Annotated in this window: 13 protein-coding genes and 2 pseudogenes; 7 read left to right on the top strand and 8 right to left on the bottom strand. The window is 61.5% G+C overall.

The genetic code is table 11. From position 1 onward, the window contains the following. Positions 1-31 precede the first annotated feature (31 nt). The 6 genes and pseudogenes from RFER_RS24465 to RFER_RS04955 all read right to left on the bottom strand — a co-directional run. Positions 32-199 (bottom strand): annotated as a pseudogene (locus RFER_RS24465) (IS6 family transposase); the annotation flags it as partial. A 55-nt stretch (positions 200-254) separates the two neighbouring features. Beyond that, positions 255-1,667, bottom strand: a complete 1,413-nt coding sequence (locus RFER_RS04935) for an amidase (RefSeq protein ID WP_011463303.1) — start codon at positions 1,665-1,667, stop codon at positions 255-257. After that, the gene (locus tag RFER_RS23970) at positions 1,664-1,969 is read right to left on the bottom strand and encodes a hypothetical protein (protein ID WP_166485665.1); all 306 of its coding nucleotides are present in this window, start codon (positions 1,967-1,969) and stop codon (positions 1,664-1,666) included. The genes RFER_RS04935 and RFER_RS23970 overlap by 4 nt, the downstream gene beginning before the upstream one ends. A gap of 638 nt (positions 1,970-2,607) precedes the next feature. Continuing rightward, positions 2,608-4,236, bottom strand: coding sequence for a methyl-accepting chemotaxis protein (locus RFER_RS04945; protein WP_011463304.1), 1,629 nt, complete (start codon positions 4,234-4,236; stop codon positions 2,608-2,610). Between the two features lie 13 nt (positions 4,237-4,249). Continuing rightward, positions 4,250-4,774, bottom strand: coding sequence for a chemotaxis protein CheW (locus RFER_RS04950; protein WP_011463305.1), 525 nt, complete (start codon positions 4,772-4,774; stop codon positions 4,250-4,252). 775 nt (positions 4,775-5,549) lie between these two features. After that, complete coding sequence (locus tag RFER_RS04955; protein ID WP_011463306.1) at positions 5,550-6,197, bottom strand: hypothetical protein; 648 nt, start codon at positions 6,195-6,197, stop codon at positions 5,550-5,552. 537 nt (positions 6,198-6,734) lie between these two features. Between RFER_RS04955 and RFER_RS04960 the strand changes: the two genes are divergently transcribed. The 3 genes from RFER_RS04960 to RFER_RS04970 are packed head-to-tail and all read left to right on the top strand — an operon-like array spanning position 6,735 to position 9,837. Further along, positions 6,735-7,823: a CaiB/BaiF CoA transferase family protein gene (locus RFER_RS04960; RefSeq protein WP_011463307.1), complete on the top strand. Its 1,089-nt coding sequence runs from the start codon at positions 6,735-6,737 to the stop codon at positions 7,821-7,823. Between the two features lie 41 nt (positions 7,824-7,864). Further along, positions 7,865-9,013, top strand: coding sequence for an acyl-CoA dehydrogenase family protein (locus tag RFER_RS04965; RefSeq protein ID WP_011463308.1), 1,149 nt, complete (start codon positions 7,865-7,867; stop codon positions 9,011-9,013). Between the two features lie 32 nt (positions 9,014-9,045). After that, positions 9,046-9,837: an enoyl-CoA hydratase/isomerase family protein gene (locus RFER_RS04970; protein ID WP_011463309.1), complete on the top strand. Its 792-nt coding sequence runs from the start codon at positions 9,046-9,048 to the stop codon at positions 9,835-9,837. A gap of 37 nt (positions 9,838-9,874) precedes the next feature. Here the strand turns inward: RFER_RS04970 and RFER_RS04975 are convergent, their stop codons facing one another. After that, the gene (locus RFER_RS04975) at positions 9,875-12,559 is read right to left on the bottom strand and encodes a LuxR C-terminal-related transcriptional regulator (protein WP_041790188.1); all 2,685 of its coding nucleotides are present in this window, start codon (positions 12,557-12,559) and stop codon (positions 9,875-9,877) included. A gap of 198 nt (positions 12,560-12,757) precedes the next feature. Here RFER_RS04975 and tesB point away from each other — a divergent pair, with 198 nt between their 5' ends. Continuing rightward, entirely contained in the window at positions 12,758-13,645 is an 888-nt protein-coding gene (gene tesB / locus RFER_RS04980) for an acyl-CoA thioesterase II (RefSeq protein WP_011463311.1), read from the top strand. A gap of 136 nt (positions 13,646-13,781) precedes the next feature. Next, on the top strand, positions 13,782-14,564 hold the full coding sequence (locus tag RFER_RS04985; RefSeq protein ID WP_011463312.1) for an SDR family NAD(P)-dependent oxidoreductase: 783 nt from the start codon (positions 13,782-13,784) through the stop codon (positions 14,562-14,564). 46 nt (positions 14,565-14,610) lie between these two features. On the opposite strand, the pseudogene RFER_RS25075 reads toward RFER_RS04985, so the two are convergent. Further along, a pseudogene (locus tag RFER_RS25075) lies at positions 14,611-14,960 on the bottom strand (acyl-CoA dehydrogenase family protein). Positions 14,961-14,995: 35 nt separating this feature from the next. On the opposite strand from RFER_RS25075, the gene RFER_RS24480 reads away from it, so the two are divergent. Further along, complete coding sequence (locus RFER_RS24480; protein WP_244095809.1) at positions 14,996-15,235, top strand: hypothetical protein; 240 nt, start codon at positions 14,996-14,998, stop codon at positions 15,233-15,235. Positions 15,236-15,428: 193 nt separating this feature from the next. Further along, positions 15,429-16,607, top strand: a complete 1,179-nt coding sequence (locus RFER_RS04995; RefSeq protein WP_011463313.1) for an acetyl-CoA C-acetyltransferase — start codon at positions 15,429-15,431, stop codon at positions 16,605-16,607. Position 16,608 lies beyond the last annotated feature (1 nt).

Here is a 16,608-nt window from a genome sequence, read left to right on the forward strand (position 1 = left end):
GAAGCGTGGCTGAGAAAAAGCGTGCTGCTTAATCAACGAACACCCCATGCTCTTGCGTCATCTCCTCCATGTGGCGCAAGCTCAACGGATAGGCCACATACCATCGCACGCACGTGAGCATGACTTCCAGCGAATAGTGGATCCTTTTGAGAACCTTGCGCAATGCGCCATGGATCGAGCTTTTTCGGACATCAAGCATGCCTTGAATTGTCCGTTATCCGTATTGCGACGGAGCCTTCCTGAGCGGGTAATTGTCATTGTATTGGCGGGCGACGGCGATGCCAGTCGGTCTCGCGCTGGAAAGCGTCCGCAGTTTTCAAGAGCAGCGCTTCATCGAAAGGTCGGCCGATCAACTGGAATGACAGGGGCATACCTTCGCTTGATATCCCGGCAGGTACGCTGATGGCAGGCAGGCCCAGATAGTTGACGCCGCGCGTGGCATGCGTGATGCGGCCGATAGTTTGCAGGATGGCCTGAAGATCGCCTTCGGTCGTCGCGGCAATGGTTGGCGTTTGCACTGGTATGGTCGGAACATGGATTAGATCGCAGCTGGCGAAGCTGGTCTGTAGATATTCCTCGGTCAGCCTCACGCGTAGCGCTAGCGCCTCCACGTAACGTACAGCGGAATAGGCAAAGCCGGCCTCGATGCGCAAGCGCACTTGCTCAGCATAATCCTGCGGCCGCGATTCGATCCACTTGCGGTGCAGCGCTGCCGCTTCCACCGACATGATGAGCTGCATCATCGCATTGATCAATGCCATGTCCGGTACGGCTACAGTGACCAGCGTTGCGCCGCGGGCCCGCAAGACTTCCAGGCTGGTTTGCAGCGCCGCTGCGACCTCGGGGTCGAGGTTGTCTCGGTAATAATGTTCCGGCACGCCGACGCGCAGACCGCGCAGGTCGCCATCCAATCCGTTTTCGTAATCCTGATTCGCGACCCCTGTACACAAACCATCATCCGGATTGGGCCGACTGATGTGCGTCAGCAGTCGGGCGCAATCGCGCGCGCTTTGTGCCAGTGGCCCGACGCAATCCAGCGAGGAGGACAGCGACACCACACCGGCTACGCTCACCCGGCGGAAGGTCGTCTTCAATCCGGTAACGCCACACATGGCGGCGGGATGGCGGATCGAGCCGCCGGTGTCGGTGCCCAGCGAGCCAAACACCAGACGTGATGCCACCGCAATGCCAGAGCCGCTCGACGAACCGCCGCAGACGTGCATCGGACTCCATGGATTTCGGCCGTGGCCGTAATGCGCGTTGAAGCCGGTCGGGCTCACGGCAAACTCGGCCATGTGAAGCGAGCCCAGATTCACCTGTCCCGCAGCATTCAGTTCATCAATAACCCATGCGTTACGTGCCGCCACCTGTCCGCGCAAGATAAGCGAGCCGGCATGGCATTCACGGCCAACGATGCCGAACAGGTCCTTGTGCGCCAACGGCACGCCATGCAGCGGTCCACAAGTGCCCCTGCGGGACTGCAGATCGTCCAGCGAGCGGGCGCGCACCATCGCATCCTCGTGATCGATGCGGAATATGGCGTTCAAATTGCGTCCAATGGATTCGAGCCGCTGCAGCGACCAGGCTACGATCTCCTGTGCGCTGAAGCGCTTTTGCGCAATTGCGTCGGCAACGCCGACCAGGTCCAGCTGTAAAAAATCGCTCATTGCCGGTCCAAAGCCTGGATATCGCACCAGAGCGCAAAGGCGGCGATATGGTCATACAGCTCGAGACGCGTTAGCGCTGCAAGCGCAATACGTTCGTTGTTAGGCGCGGCAATTGAATTTACGGCGGCAACGCGCTCCGGGTTCCAGCCGATCTCTTGCAGATTGACAAGTGGTGGGAAAGGTGTGAATGGCATAGCTACTTTCAAATGAGAACTATGGGGAAAGATGCGGTTCTGGAACTCATCCAGCCGGCGTGCCGGCGCCGAGGTTGGTGGCGGAATTAAAGTGAGGTCGCGAACCAACTTTAACCAAGAGGAGGCCAAGAAGAAATATAGCGGAATTGACCTGCATTCGAACAACAGTGTAGTGACTGTGGCCGACGAGGAGGATCGCGATGTAGCGGAGAACCGGAAAGGCTGCTATCAAACCACTGCACCACAGCCAATTAACGCGAGACGCTACGGATAGCAGGACCGTTGTCTTTGTGGAAGTTGGCAATAGTTTTGAAAACTGGTGTCTTCCATTGCCACGGCTTGCGCCGACGCGTCGACCATGTATATTGGATTCCCGATCGTCTTGCCAGCCGGCCAAAGACCCAAACGTCCTTCCGCTGTGAATCCGGCCGTCACGCTACAGTTGACTATATTCATATCGGAATCGACAGGTTCAGATTGTTATGAAAATTTTACGATTTGAGGGCCGTTCTGGTTGGCAAAGGGGACTCGAAAACAGGAGAGGAATAGAGCAAAAAACTGGAATCACGTTTGCGCCAACCAGATTGATTCTCCAGGATGGCCTCATTTCGCCGCCAACTTCCTGAGCAACCGTATCTTCAGCGATGGCCGCTCTATCGACGTCTTTCCCCTCCCGGAGATTCTCGTGGCCATAGCGATTTGCTTTGCAGGATGGAAATAGCGTTTCCCATCTTTGAACATTGACCCTACGCTGCTCGGGCCGGGGAAAGCTGCTTGGGCGCGCTGTGGTTCGCGGGTGCGGCGGCGCGAGGGCTGCTCGATGCAAAGCCCTCTTGACCTTGCGCCAGCTTAAATACCGCTACGGTGCCGACGAGATCCTGCGCCTGCGATTTGAGGCTGGAAGCCGCGGCCGCCATCTCCTCCACCAGCGCGGCATTCTGCTGCGTGGCCTGGTCCATCTGGGTAACGGCTTCGCCCACCTGGGATACCCCGGCACTCTGCTCGGAACTGGCCGCACTGATCTCACCCATGATGTCGGTCACGCGGCGAATACTGCTTACCACCTCGGTCATGGTGGCACCGGCCTGACCCACCAGCGCCGTGCCCTGCTCGACGCGCTCCACGCTGTCGTTGATAAGGTTCTTGATTTCCTTCGCCGCATCGGCTGAGCGCCCCGCCAGGCTGCGCACCTCGGACGCCACCACCGCAAAGCCACGGCCCTGCTCGCCGGCACGGGCCGCCTCTACTGCGGCATTGAGCGCCAGGATATTGGTCTGGAAGGCGATGCCGTCAATCACGCTGATGATGTCGCTGATCCTCTGGGACGACGTGTTGATGCCCTTCATGGTGTCGACGACCTGAGCGACCACTTCACCGCCCTGGATCGCCACACTCGAAGCGCTCTGGGCCAACTGGTTGGCCTGTTTGGCGTTGTCGGCGTTTTGCTTGACGGTGGAGCTGAGTTCTTCCATCGAGGCGGCGGTTTCTTCCAGCGCGCTGGCCTGGCTTTCGGTGCGGGCCGAGAGATCTTGGTTGCCCTGGGCAATCTCGGCACTGGCAGTTGCCACGCTCTCGGAGCCCTGACGGACGTTAGAGACGACCCGGCTCAGGTTGTCCTGCATGGTGGACAGGGCCTGGAGAAGCTGTCCGATTTCGTCCTTTCCGGCGGCACTCAGCGGTTGGCTCAGGTCGCCTTCGCCAATGCGTTGTGCGGCGAGACGTGCTGCATCGACGCGGCTCGAAATGCTGCGCGACAGCCTCCAACCAATGAAGACGGCAGCAGCCAGGGTCAAAACCAGGAGCACTGCACCCAGCAGATACAGCTGCTGGAACATTTCCTTGACTTCCTGCTGAGCCGCGTGAACGTGAGCAGCTTCCCCATCAACCAGCGCCTGTGTTGCGCGAATGTAGTCATCTGTGATCGGCAGGAATTTCTTCTCCACCAGGGCGCGGCCACCAGCGTCGTCCCCAGCGGCTTTCAAGACATTGACCTGGTCGCGGGTTGCAATCCATGTTTTGCGCACCTCACCCACATTTTCGGCCCGCTTTCTGGATTCGCTGTCCTGCACCTTGGCTAGAAAAGCCTTTTGTGTCTCGGTCGTCCCGCGTGTTGTGGCAGCCATTGCCTCTTTGAAGAAGTCGAGCATGGTGCCACCCTCTGAATAGCCTACTGCCAGAGAGCGCGCGGAGTTTTGCCGCACATCACCCTGCCAGTTGCCCGCCAATTGCAGCAGTTCAGCAGAACGCTCCATGCGCGTCGAGGCCTCGGATACCATGTTCACACGCCATGCGGTAACGCCAGCCAACAGAAGAAAAACCGCGATGATCACGGCAAAACCAAGAGCGAGGCGAGTGGAGATTTTCAGGTTATTCATTTGAATTTTCAAGTCAATGCGTTGTTTCCGCGATCAGTCCCATTTCGGCGCTGGCCATGAATTTTTCGATATCGAGCAGGATCAGCATGCGGTCCCCCACCGAGCCGATGCCCAGCAGGTGGTCACTGCTGACGGCTGAAGAAAGCTCGGGCACCGGGCGTATTTGCTCAGGTTTCAAGGTGATGACGTCGGAGACGCCATCGACCACCATTCCCACCACCTGGGTGCCGATGGTGAGCACGATCACCACGGTGAAGGTGTCGTAGTTCACCTGTTCGAGGTTGAACTTGATGCGCATGTCCACAATCGGCACGATCACGCCGCGCAGATTGACCACCCCCTTGATGAAGGCCGGTGCATGGGCCATGCGGGTGGGTTCTTCATAGGAGCGGATTTCCTGCACGCGCAGGATGTCAATGCAGTATTCCTCGCGGCCGAGCTTGAAGGCCAGGAACTCGCGGATGGAAGTAACGGCCCCGGCCATGGGGGTGCCTTGGGATGTTGCCGTGCCGGATGGGGTGGCAGTTTGCTGACTCATGGGAGGGGGCCTTCTAGCGCTTGGGCTATATCACAGCGACGAGCGCCGCAGTTGGTGACGCTGATGACTTTCGGGTTGAAATGTTCTCAAGGTTTATCGACATGAACTCCGCTTTCTTGATAGCCAATTTCATGTCGCTGAAATACATAGAATGACTTTCTGGCAATACATTGCGGGTAGGTCCGCGCAGGCCCGCGACAGAGATATGACGGTCACAGGCTCGGCTGCTCCCAGTCAAGGGCGCATCGGGCTGAAAGGAGAGGGCAGCGCTTCGGACTCCACAGTGCGTGGCGGCGGGTACCGACTTCGACCTGACGGTGAAGCTTGGGGCCATCTGCTGGACCCGATCTGTTTTCGGCGACCCCGCGGCTATTTCGCACGAATGTGTCAGGCCGCTGATTGGCAATCAAAACCTTGTATTTGTGCTTCCAGGAAGAAGCTGGTGGGCTATACCCGCTCCCGCTGCGATGCAGTCACGTGCGTTAGCACTCTTGACAGCTGTTTGAGGCTACGCATGGCACCCCGTTACATGGTGCGCGTGTGTTTGTAAGTCGTGGGTTTGAGCCGGCTAAAGTAGCTGGGAAGCCTCTTTTAATCCGTTTGTCGGGGGTTCAACCCTGCGCATCCAACCAAATAGGTTTTATGAGCATTGAAAAATCCTGCTACGTAATTGCTAGCAGGCTTTTTTGTTTGGGGGGCTCTACGATGTAACGGCGGATGGAAGTGGATTTTTTTAATCAAACACCAGCCAAAGAACCCAGCGGGTTCAGCAGTGTCACTTCTTGTTTTTTGGCAGTATTGTGTACTTCATATCGTTTGTGATGACGCAGCACGGTGGGGCTTTGTGAGTTCTATGAACTGATATTCTTTCCCAGCTATCACCCTCAGCGTCTTCCACGATTTCATAGAGTTGGTAAGGCGTCACAATTCTTGGATCAAATTCAATAAGATCGGCAAGCGATCCATCAATGCGTGTAACTTGCGCGTATGCGCTTAACTTGATTCCACCTTTCAGTACAAGGTGGAAATTGTCCACTGCGTCGTCATCAACGAAATCGGCGGCTGATTCCGGAACAATGTTCAGCAGTACCCATCTATCGCCAAATACCTTTGTGGCTTTTGCAGTGGCTTCGTCTTCATTGGGATACGGTTCACCAATATGGAACTTTCCAAGCTGATGTTCCTCCGCTGCGTCTGCATAGACATATACGATATGCTGTGATTCCCTGACCACTGATGAGGTTGGATACTTCAATAGATCTGGGTTGGCTTCCCAATAGGGTAGAAATTCCTCGGGTTCAGAATTTTTTGCAAGTTTGACATACAGAACGTCCCGTTCAACCCACCATTCATCCACCTTGTTCAAATCAAACGGGCAGTAGAACTTGGATTCAGCTTCATATTTGGCAATGACTGTAGACATGGCTTTTTCCTCCAGACCTATTCTGCGCAATTAAAGTCGTAAACAGCCCTCTAGCATCCATGCGGGTTAGCCGCGTGGCAAATTGACAACGCACCAAATTAAAGTCGTAAACAACTTTACAGGATTGAGCACCACGATTGAATCTCACAAAGTCTGAACTTGCCAAAACTGAAGATTTGGACTGCCGCAGGCCAGCCTGTCGTGATCGACTCTTACATGCCCTTTTCGGTCACCGAGGAAAAGCAGGACCGGACGTTCAGGATCCGCGAAAGGGAACTTGGCGCGGTCGCTCGGAACGGGACGGAATTTCCAATTTCGTTATCGCCATGAATTGCCTGCAAGTCACCAAACGATGGACGGCGAGAATTGGTTAAGTGGCAGATCCGTATAGGGGTAAGGGCCAAACCCCCGGCAGGCCGGGGCTCGAAGTGCAACTTTCGTCACCATTTCGTCGATTCGGACGATGCGCATTGTGCGTCAGGTCGGCACCATTGTCTTTGAAATGTGCGCAAACCGTGCGCAGCAAGGAGCATGCAAATGGCGGGACCATTGTCAGGATTGCGGATTGTCGAGTTCGCCGGCATAGGGCCAGGGCCGTTCTGTGCGATGGTGCTCGCCGATATGGGTGCTGATGTAGTCCGCATCGCGCGACCAGGGGCGGCTATCGATCCTAATGACGTATTGGCACGCAGCCGCACCGTGGTCAATCTCGACCTGCGTGATCCGCAGGCGGTTGAGCAGGTCTTTAGCCTGATTGAGCGCGCCGACGCGCTGATCGAGGGTTACCGCCCCGGCGTGATGGAGCGTCTGGGCCTGGGCCCTGACGTCTGCCGTGCGCGCAATCTGCGTCTAGTCTATGGTCGCATGACCGGCTGGGGCCAGCACGGCCCGCTGGCGCAGGCTGCCGGGCACGACATCAATTACATCGCGATCAGTGGCGCCCTGCATGCTATCGGCCGATCCGGCGAGTCGCCGGTGCCACCTCTTAATTACGTGGGCGATTTCGGGGGTGGCGCTATGCTGCTGGCCGTGGGCCTGCTGAGCGCCCTGCTCGAGGCCGGTCGTTCTGGCCGCGGCCAAGTGGTCGACGCCGCCATGAGCGATGGTGCCGCCCTGATGTCGGCCATGATATATGGCTTTAAGTCTGCCGGGCAGTGGAGTAACCAGCGCGGCGAGAACCTGCTCGACGGCGGCGCCTTTTTCTACGATACCTACGCTTGCGCCGACGGCCGCTTTGTGGCCATCGGCGCCATTGAACCTCAGTTCTATGCCCTGCTGCGCGAGCACTGTGGCATTGCCGAAGACCCGGTCTTCGACGACCAGATGGACCGCGCGGCCTGGCCCTTGCTCAAGCTGCGTCTGGCCCAGGTGTTTCGCAGCCGCACGCGCGACGAGTGGTGTGCGCTGCTCGAAGGCAGTGACGCTTGCTTTGCGCCCGTGCTCGACTGGGACGAGGCGCCGCGTCATCCGCACAACGCGGCGCGCGCGACTTTCGTCGAGCTTGACGGCGTACTGCAGCCCGCACCCGCGCCGCGTTTTGACCGCACGCCGGCCGCCATGCCGGTGCGCAGCTTGGCCGGCACTTCCGATGCGGTGCTTGCGCGCTGGGGCGTAGCGTCCGTCTGACACTCTTTTCGCTCTTAGTTTTTTTCCACTGGACGATTCCCATGCCCATCACCTTTCGCCGCTCCTGGACTGATCCCGACCTCGACCAATACCGCGACACGGTTGTACGCTTCATCGAAGAACACATGCTGCCCGATGATGATGAGGCCCGCAAACGCGGCCACGTCGGCCATGAGATATGGCGAAAGGCGGGCGCGACCGGTCTGCTTTGCACCGACATCGCGCCCGAGTTCGGTGGCGCCGGTGGCGACTTCCGGCACGAGGCAGTGTTCTACGAAGAGATGGCGCGCCGCAGCCTGACTGGCATGAACGCTTCGGTGCACAGCATCGTGGCGCACTACTTGTTCAACCATGGCACGGATGACCAGAAGCGTCGCTACCTGCCACGTCTGGCATCCGGCGAACTGGTCGGCGCCATCGCCATGACAGAGCCTGGCACGGGCTCCGATCTGCAGGGAATTCGCACGCGTGCCGATCGATCGGGCGAAGGCTATGTCATCAATGGCGCCAAAACTTTCGTCTCCAACGGCTTTCTGGCTGGCCTGGTGCTGGTGGTCGCCAAGACCGACACCAGCCAGGGCGCGCGCGGCACCTCGATCCTGATTGTTGAAACGCAGAACTGTCCGGGCTATCGCGTCGGGCGTGTGCTCGACAAGATGGGGCTGAAGGCGCAGGACACCTCGGAGCTGTTTTTCGATGACGTTCACGTGGCGTCCGACCAGTTGCTCGGTGGCAAGGAAGGCTCGGGCTTCTTTCAGCTCATGGGTGACTTGCCATACGAGCGCATGGTCATCGGCGTGACTGCGCTGGCCGCCATGGAGGGTGCGTACCAGGTCACGCTCGACTATGTTCGCGGGCGCAAGGCTTTTGGCCAGACCATCGCCGATTTCCAGAACACCAAGTTCCGGCTGGCCGAGATCGCCACCGAGATCAAGGTCGGGCGCGCTTTCATCGATCGCTGCGTGGAGGACCTGGTGGCCGGGCGGCTCGATACCGCCACGGCGTCCATGGCCAAGCTCTGGGGCTCCGAGGCCCAGGGCCGCGTCGTCGATATCTGCGTGCAGTTGTTTGGCGGCTACGGCTACATGAACGAGTACCTGATTTCGCGCATGTACACCGATGCCCGCGTGCAGCGTATCTATGGCGGCACCAGTGAAATCATGAAGGAAGTCATCTCGCGCGCGCTGTGAGCCGCTTGTCAGCAACATCGAAAGGTCTGATCATGCAGGACATTCTCGACATCCAGGAAAGTGGCGGCATCGCCCGCTTGACCCTGAACCGGCCGCAGCGCCTCAATGCGCTCAACCCGGCGCTGGCCAGCGCCCTGCGCGAGTATTTCCAGGGTCTGTACCGCCGGCACGAAGTGCGCGTCGTCATCCTGCTGGGCGCCGGCGCGAGCTTTTGCGCCGGGCTCGACCTCAAGGAGCAGCGGCCGGGCAGCGAACTCGGCACTGTCGGCATGATGGCGGTGCAGCAAAGCATCCGCGACATCATGCTCGCCATGCGCCGCTGCCCGCAGCCGATCATCAGCGTGATCCAGGGCGCCGCCAGCGGCGGTGGTTTCGCGCTGGCACTGGCGTCCGATATCCGCCTGGGTACGCCCGATGCGCGCATGAACGCCTCCTTTATCCGTGTCGGACTGACCGGCTGTGACATGGGTGTGAGCTATTTCCTGCCGCGCATGGTGGGCAGTTCGGTCGCCGCCGAATACCTGTTGACCGGCCGTTTCATGGACGCCCAGCGCGCCTACGGCCTGGGCCTGTTCAGTCGCGTCGCGCCGCTCGACGAACTGCAGGGCGAGGCCCAGGCCCTGGCTGGAGACATGCTGCGCACCACGCCGCTGGGACTGCGCCTGACCAAGGAGGCCCTCGGCCATTCAATCGATGCCGCCAGCCTGGACGCCGTGGTCGCGATGGAAGACCGCCAGCAGGTGTTGTGTACCCAGAGCGATGACTTCCGAGAAGGCATGCAGGCCTTTCTGGAAAAACGCCCGCCGCGTTACAGCGGAACCTGAAAAGAACGCACGCAGCGGGCGCATACCCGCAGTGAAATCAGGCGATCAGGCCGAGCCGGCGCGCAATCGCCACCGCCTGTGTGCGGCTGTGGGCGCCGAACTTCATGTTGATGTTGCGCAGGTGGGTGCGCACCGTGCTGTCGGAGACGAACAGCTTTTCCGCCATTGCGCTGTTCGAGTAGCCCTCGACCAGCAGTTGCAGCACGCGGATTTCCTTGCGTGTCAGCGGCTCCAGCACGCCGCCGAGCAGTTCCGGCGTTGCTTCGATCTCTGTCGGTAGCGGACCAAAGGCCTGCAGCAGGCGCTGCAGGTAGTCGCCCAGCAAAGGGTCGCGCATCTGGCCGCTGTCGTGCAGGGACTGGTAACGCTGCACCAGTGCGCCGACCGCCGGGCCCTCATCGAGGATCAAGCGCATGAAGCCTTCCTGGCAGGCAAACTGCAGCGCGGTGCCGATCTCCGTCACAGCAGCCGGCATGTCGCCGGTGCGTTGCAAGGCCAGGGCGTGCAGCAGGCGCAGCACCAGCAGGCGACGGTGGCGACCGGCCTCGGCGGCCCGTTTCTTTTCAGCATCCAGCCTACCGAGGCAGGCGCCCGCGTCGCCAAACGCGATCTCCCAGCGCAGGCGGGCCATTGCCATGTACTGGATGTCATGCGCCAGCATGCGCTGGCGCTGCTCGCGGCTCCACAAGGTGGGGTCGTCGGCCCGCATCAGCTCGTCGTGCGCCGCCGCTGCATTGCCCTGCAACTGGAGCATGCGGGCGCGCTCGAGCTTGGCCGCCGCGACCACCCGCGGCAGCTTGCGCTGGTTGCCGAGGTATTCGAGCTCCGTGATGGCGAGCGAGGCAGCGTCCACATCGCCATTGATGAAAGCGATGCGCGAGCGCATGGCGTGGGCGAGGATCATGTGGTCGGGCAGGCCGATATCGCGCGTGATCGGCAGGTAGACGTTGAGCAGGTGCTCGGCCTGGTCGAGCTGGTTGAGTTCGTAGACCGCGCAGGCATAGTAGACGCCGGCCAGTGCGTTCCCGTGGGTGTGCGTATGGCTTATCGCATGGGTGGCGTCTACCGCCAGGCGAAAGCGTGCCGTGGCTTGGCGCAGACGCCCCTGCTGCAGATCGAGCAGGCCTTCCGTGGACTCGGTGTACATGCGGTTGAAGGTGCTGCTGCCGCCCTGCTCGCGCCGGGCGGCGTCCAGCAGTTGCTGGGCCTCGCGCTGATCACCCATCACGGCCAGGTTGTGCGCCATGGCATTGAGCAGCGTGGTGTCGGCAAACTGGTGACCGGTGGGCAACTGACGCAGCGCTTCGCGGCCCACCTCCAGTGATTCCTCGTTGCGGTCCTGCATCGCCAGCAGCATCGGCCGGATGCCGTTGGCGTTGGCGCGCAAGTAAGGGTCGTCGCTGGCGCTGGCGCCGGATCGTTCAAGCATTTCCATCGCTTCCCAGGGACCGCGTGTGAAGCAGGCGGCCCAGATCGCGATCATCTCCAGTCGCGGGTGGGCTTGGCGCTGGCTCGGCGGCATGCTGGCGAACCAGCGCGACAACAGGCGCATGCGACCCTGTTCCAGAAAGGCGTCGGCGTGGCTGTCGAGCAGGCTCATGGCGTGCGGGAAATCGCCGCCCTCGATGGCGTGGTCGATCGCCGGCACCGGCCGGTCCTTCGATTCGTACCAGCCCGAGGCCGCCAGATGCAGGCGCGCCACATCGTCCGGGTGCTCGCGCTCAAGCTGGGTGCGCAGGTAGTCGGCGAACAGGCTGTGGTAGCGCCACGTGCGACGCGCACCCGTTACCGGACTCAGGAACAGGTGCTCGGCATCCAGTTGTTCAAGTAGCGCCACGCAGTCGGCGCGGGGATTGAGCGCGGCGCAGACCGAGGCGTCGAGCTGGCGCAGCAGGCTTGTGCGCAGCAGAAAGCGCCGGATGTGGGTTGGCTGGCGCGCCAGTACATCCTCGGCCAGGTAGTCGGCCACGGCCCGGTTTGATCCCGAGAACCGGTCGACGAAGTCGCTTTGGTCGACGGTGCGGTCCAGCGCGATCGACGCCAGCCAGAGCGCGGTGGCCCAGCCCTCGGTTTTCTGGTGCAGACGGAACAGCTGCTCGGTGCTCAGGACGTTTGGCTGGCGCCGTTGCTCGAACAGGGTCAGCGCATCCTGAAGGCTGAAGCGCAGGCGGTCGGCGTCGATTTCGGTCAGCAGGCCGCGCACCCGTAGCCGGGCCAGGCCCAACTGCGGCAGGCTGCGCGAGCCAATGATCAAATGTCCGCCGCGCGGCAGGTGATCGGCGATTTCGCGCACCAGGCCCAGCACCGCCGCCTCGTGCACGGTTTCGAACTCGTCGAGAAACAGCGCAAACGGGATGTCGCTGCGTGCCAGCGCCTGCACGGAGTCGACGCCGGCGGCCGCATCCGGACCGCCCAAGCCGAGCCGCGTGACGGCCTCGCCCAAGCAGATCATGAAGCGTGAGACATCGTTGTCGGCGCGGTCCAGTGTCAGCCAGACGGTGCTCACGCCGGTTTGTTCAAGCCGCGCGCGGGCCTGCACCATGGCCGTGGTCTTGCCAAAGCCGGCGGGTGCACTGACCAGCACCAACTGTCCGGCAGAGCGGCAAATCGCCTCGCACAGGCCCTGGCGCTGCACCTGGGCGGCCATCGGCGCCGGCGGGTTGAACTTGTTGTCGAGTCCCGCGGAGCCGACTGAAGGTCCGGCCGGCGTGGCGGCGCTCATTGGTCCTGGATCGTTGTGGGAGAAAGCGGGCATGTATCGCTGCAAAGAGTCGAAGGCCGCGCCGGAAGGCTTGTGGGCCAGAGCGTTTGCGCGGGAAAAGCCGTCCATTCAGACGAATTGTTCGCGAATTATGCAGCATACACTGGCCATGCACCGCATCCCGCCTGTCACCCTGTTTACTGACTTATCCCACATACCATGTCTATCACTGCCACCCAGAATCCACGCCGTCTGGCCGCACTCCACGACTTGATCCAGCAGCTCCGTCTGGAGCAACTGGATGACCACCGTTTTCGCGGCGGCAACATCGATATTGGCAGCCCGTCGGTATTTGGCGGTCAGGTCTTGGGCCAGGCGCTGATGGCAGCTGCCCGTACCGTGCCCACGCAGGCGGTGCACTCGCTGCACGGCTACTTCCTGCGCGCCGGTGACAAAGCCAGCCCGATTGACTATGAGGTGGACGCAGTGCGCGATGGCGCCAGTTTCAGCATGCGGCGTGTGGTCGCGCTGCAGCATGGAGGACCGATCTTCCACATGTCGGCCTCCTTTCACCGCAGCGAGCCCGGCGTCGATCATCAGCGCGAGATGCCGGTGACACTGCCGCCTGAAGGCCTGCAGGACGAACATGAAGCCCGCCTGGCGCTGCGCGATCGCCTGCCAGAAGCGGCCCGGGCCGTGGTCGATCAGGCGCGTGCGATCGACATCCGGCCGGTCGAGCCGCTGGACATGTTCGCGCCCGAGCCGCGCCCGCCTGCCAACCAGACCTGGATGCGCGCGCACGGCCCACTGCCGGACGACCCGCTGATCCATCAGGCACTGCTGGCCTACGCCTCCGACTTCAGCCTGCTGTTGGTCGCCATGCGGCCGCACGGGCTGACTTTTATGCAGCCCCAGGTGCAGTGCGTGAGCCTGGACCACGCCATGTGGTTCCATCGCGACTTCCGCTTCGATGACTGGTTGCTCTATGAAACCGATTCACCTTCTGCCACCGGCGCACGGGGTTTTTGCCGTGGCAACCTGTTCAGTCGCGATGGCCGCCTGGTGGCCTCGGTTGCGCAGGAAGGCTTGATCCGCCTGCGACGCTAGCCCCCCAGTTTTGCCATTTCGTGTGCTGCGCTGCCCCACAAGGGGGCGGCCTGCGACCGGTTTTTCGTCGCTTCGGACGATGCCCGATGCGCCCGTTCTTCTTAGACTGGCGGCACGATTTTCAAAGGGTGTTCTCATGCAACTCAATTCAAAAATTGCTGCCGTCGTCACCGGCGGCGCCTCTGGCCTAGGCGCTGCCACGGCCCGCCGTCTGGCTTCCCATGGCGTCAAGGTGGCGCTGTTCGATCTAAATGTGGCCCAGGGCGAAGCCCTGGCGCAGGAGATTGGCGGGGTCTTCTGCCAAGTAGATGTCACCTCCGAGGAGCAGGTCGACGCGGCCTTCGCCAGGGCGCGTTCAGTCAACGGCCAGGAGCGCATCCTGGTCAATTGCGCCGGTACCGGCAACGCCGTCAAGACCGCCGGTCGCGACAAGACGACCGGCGATATCAAGCACTACCCGCTGGACAATTTCGATCGCATCATCCAGATCAACCTGGTTGGCACCTTCCGCTGCATCGCCAAATCGGCGGCCGGCATGCTGACCCTGGAGCCTCTGGCGGACGGCGAGCGCGGCGCCATCGTCAACACCGCATCCGTGGCGGCACAGGATGGACAAATGGGTCAGGCCAGTTACGCGGCCAGCAAGGCCGGCATCGTCGGCATGACCCTGCCGATTGCGCGCGACCTGATGGGCGAAGGCATCCGTGTCAACACCATCCTGCCCGGCATCTTCAATACGCCCTTGCTGCAGGCAGCACCGGACAACGTCAAAGCGGCGCTGGCGGCATCGGTGCCGTTTCCGAAACGCCTGGGCGACCCGGCTGAATACGCCCATCTGGCCGAGACCATGATCGTCAACGGCTACTTTAACGGCGAGAGTGTGCGGCTGGACGGCGCCATCCGCATGGCGCCGCGTTAAGTCGGTCAACTTTTGTAGTTGGACCGGGCTATGCCCGGTTCCCTTTTCACCGCCCGAGCAAGGAGCGCGCCACCAGCTCCTTCATGAACTCGAAAGTGCCGCCGTAGATGCGCAATACGCGGGCGTCGGTCCAGAAGCGCGAGATAGGGTACTCAGCCATGTAGCAGTAGCCGCCGAAGAGCTGCAAACACTCGTCGGCCGCCTCTAGAACAGCTCGCCGGCGGGTAGCCTGAGGGCTGACGCCGCTGGTGGCGGCAGGTCGCCGCGGCGATTGGCGTCGATGCAGGCTTTGGTGAAGGACTCGGCGGCAGCGATCTGGGTCGCGACCTCGGCCAGCTTGAAGCCCGTGTTCTGGAACTGCGCGATCGGCTGTCCGAAGGCCTCGCCTTCCTGCACATCTGCAGGCTCACGGCGAGCGCGCCCTTGGCGCCATGCAACCCCTGCACGCCGATGGTCAGGCGCTCACGCCGCAGCTCGCGCATTATCTGCACAAAGCCCTGACAGTTCGCGCGGCACCTGGCCGGCCTTTTCCCAATCGCGGTAGTAGGCTTGATTTCAGTCGTACAGAAGCGTTCGATGGACTCGATGAAGAGCGCCAGCTCGGTGCGTCCGTCGGCGGTCAGGAAGTGGTTGGGCAGCATAAATTCACTCGGTGGGATGAGGGGAGATGACTGGCGGCTTCAATCACGGCAGAAGTGATCATCGTCGCGCGCGGCGGGCCGCCAGTCATCGTCCGAGGCGACGGATTCGACGCTGGGCACGCAGCAGGGTGTTCCAAATTCGTCCGTTCCGACGACGCTGTGCAAGCCGTGAGCGGACAGAATCCTGTCACAGCCCATTCACCCCCTAACGGAGCCACTGATCATGTCTGAAGCTTATATCGTTGCCGCCACCCGTACCGCTGGCGGCCGTCGCGGCGGCCGCCTCGCCGGCTGGCACCCGGTGGACTTGTCCGCCCAGGTGCTCAATGCGCTGTTGGACCGCTCCGGGGCCGACCCCGTTCTGGTGGAAGATGTCTTCATGGGTTGCGTCAGCCAGGTTGGCGAGCAGTCCACCAACGTGGCGCGCAATGCCGTGATGGCGTCCCGTTTGCCCGACTCGGTGCCGGGCACCTCGATCGACCGCCAGTGCGGCTCCTCGCAGCAGGCCGTGCATTTTGCCGCGCAAGCCGTGATGTCCGGCTGCATGGACATTGTGATCGCGGCCGGCGTCGAGTCCATGACCCGCGTCCCGATGTTCAGCCCAAGTTCGCTGGCGCAGAAGGCGGGCCTGGGATTCTTCCAGAGTCCGGGCATTAACAAGCGTTACAACGACGTGGTTTTCAGCCAGTTCGCGGGCGCCGAGCTGATGGCCAAGAAGTTTGGCCTGAGCAAGGATGAGCTCGACCGCTTCGCGCTGCTCAGCCACCAGCGCGCCATCGCGGCCACCCAAGCGGGCGCATTCAAGGAAGAAATCCTGCCGGTGGCCGTGCGTTCGCCCGAAGGCGTGGACACCGGCGAGATGCACATGGTGGACGAGGGCATCCGCTTCGAAGCCACCTTGCAGGGGATCCAGAACGTCAAGTTGCTGCAGGAAGGTGGAGTTGTCACCGCCGCCAATGCCAGCCAGGTCTGCGACGGCGCGACCGGCGTCATGGTCGTGAGCGAGCGCGGCCTCAAGCTCCTGGGCGTCAAGCCGCTGGCGCGCATCCACCACATGTCGGTGCTGGGCCACGATCCGGTGATCATGCTGGAAGCGCCGATCCCGGCCACCAAGCGTGCGCTCAAGAAGGCCGGACTGAAGATCGAAGACATCGATCTCTACGAGGTGAACGAGGCTTTCGCCTCCGTGCCGCTGGCCTGGCTCAAGGCACTCGGCGCCAGTCCGGATCGTCTCAACGTCAACGGCGGTGCCATTGCCCTGGGCCATCCACTGGGCGCTTCCGGTACCAAGCTCATGACCACGCTGATCAATGCACTGGGTCAACGCGGAAAACGCTATGGTCTGCAGACCATGTGCGAAGGGGGCGGCATGGCCAACGTCACCATCATCGAACGTCTGTAAT

The sequence above is a fragment of the Rhodoferax ferrireducens T118 genome, assembly GCF_000013605.1.
GTDB lineage: Bacteria > Pseudomonadota > Gammaproteobacteria > Burkholderiales > Burkholderiaceae_C > Rhodoferax > Rhodoferax ferrireducens.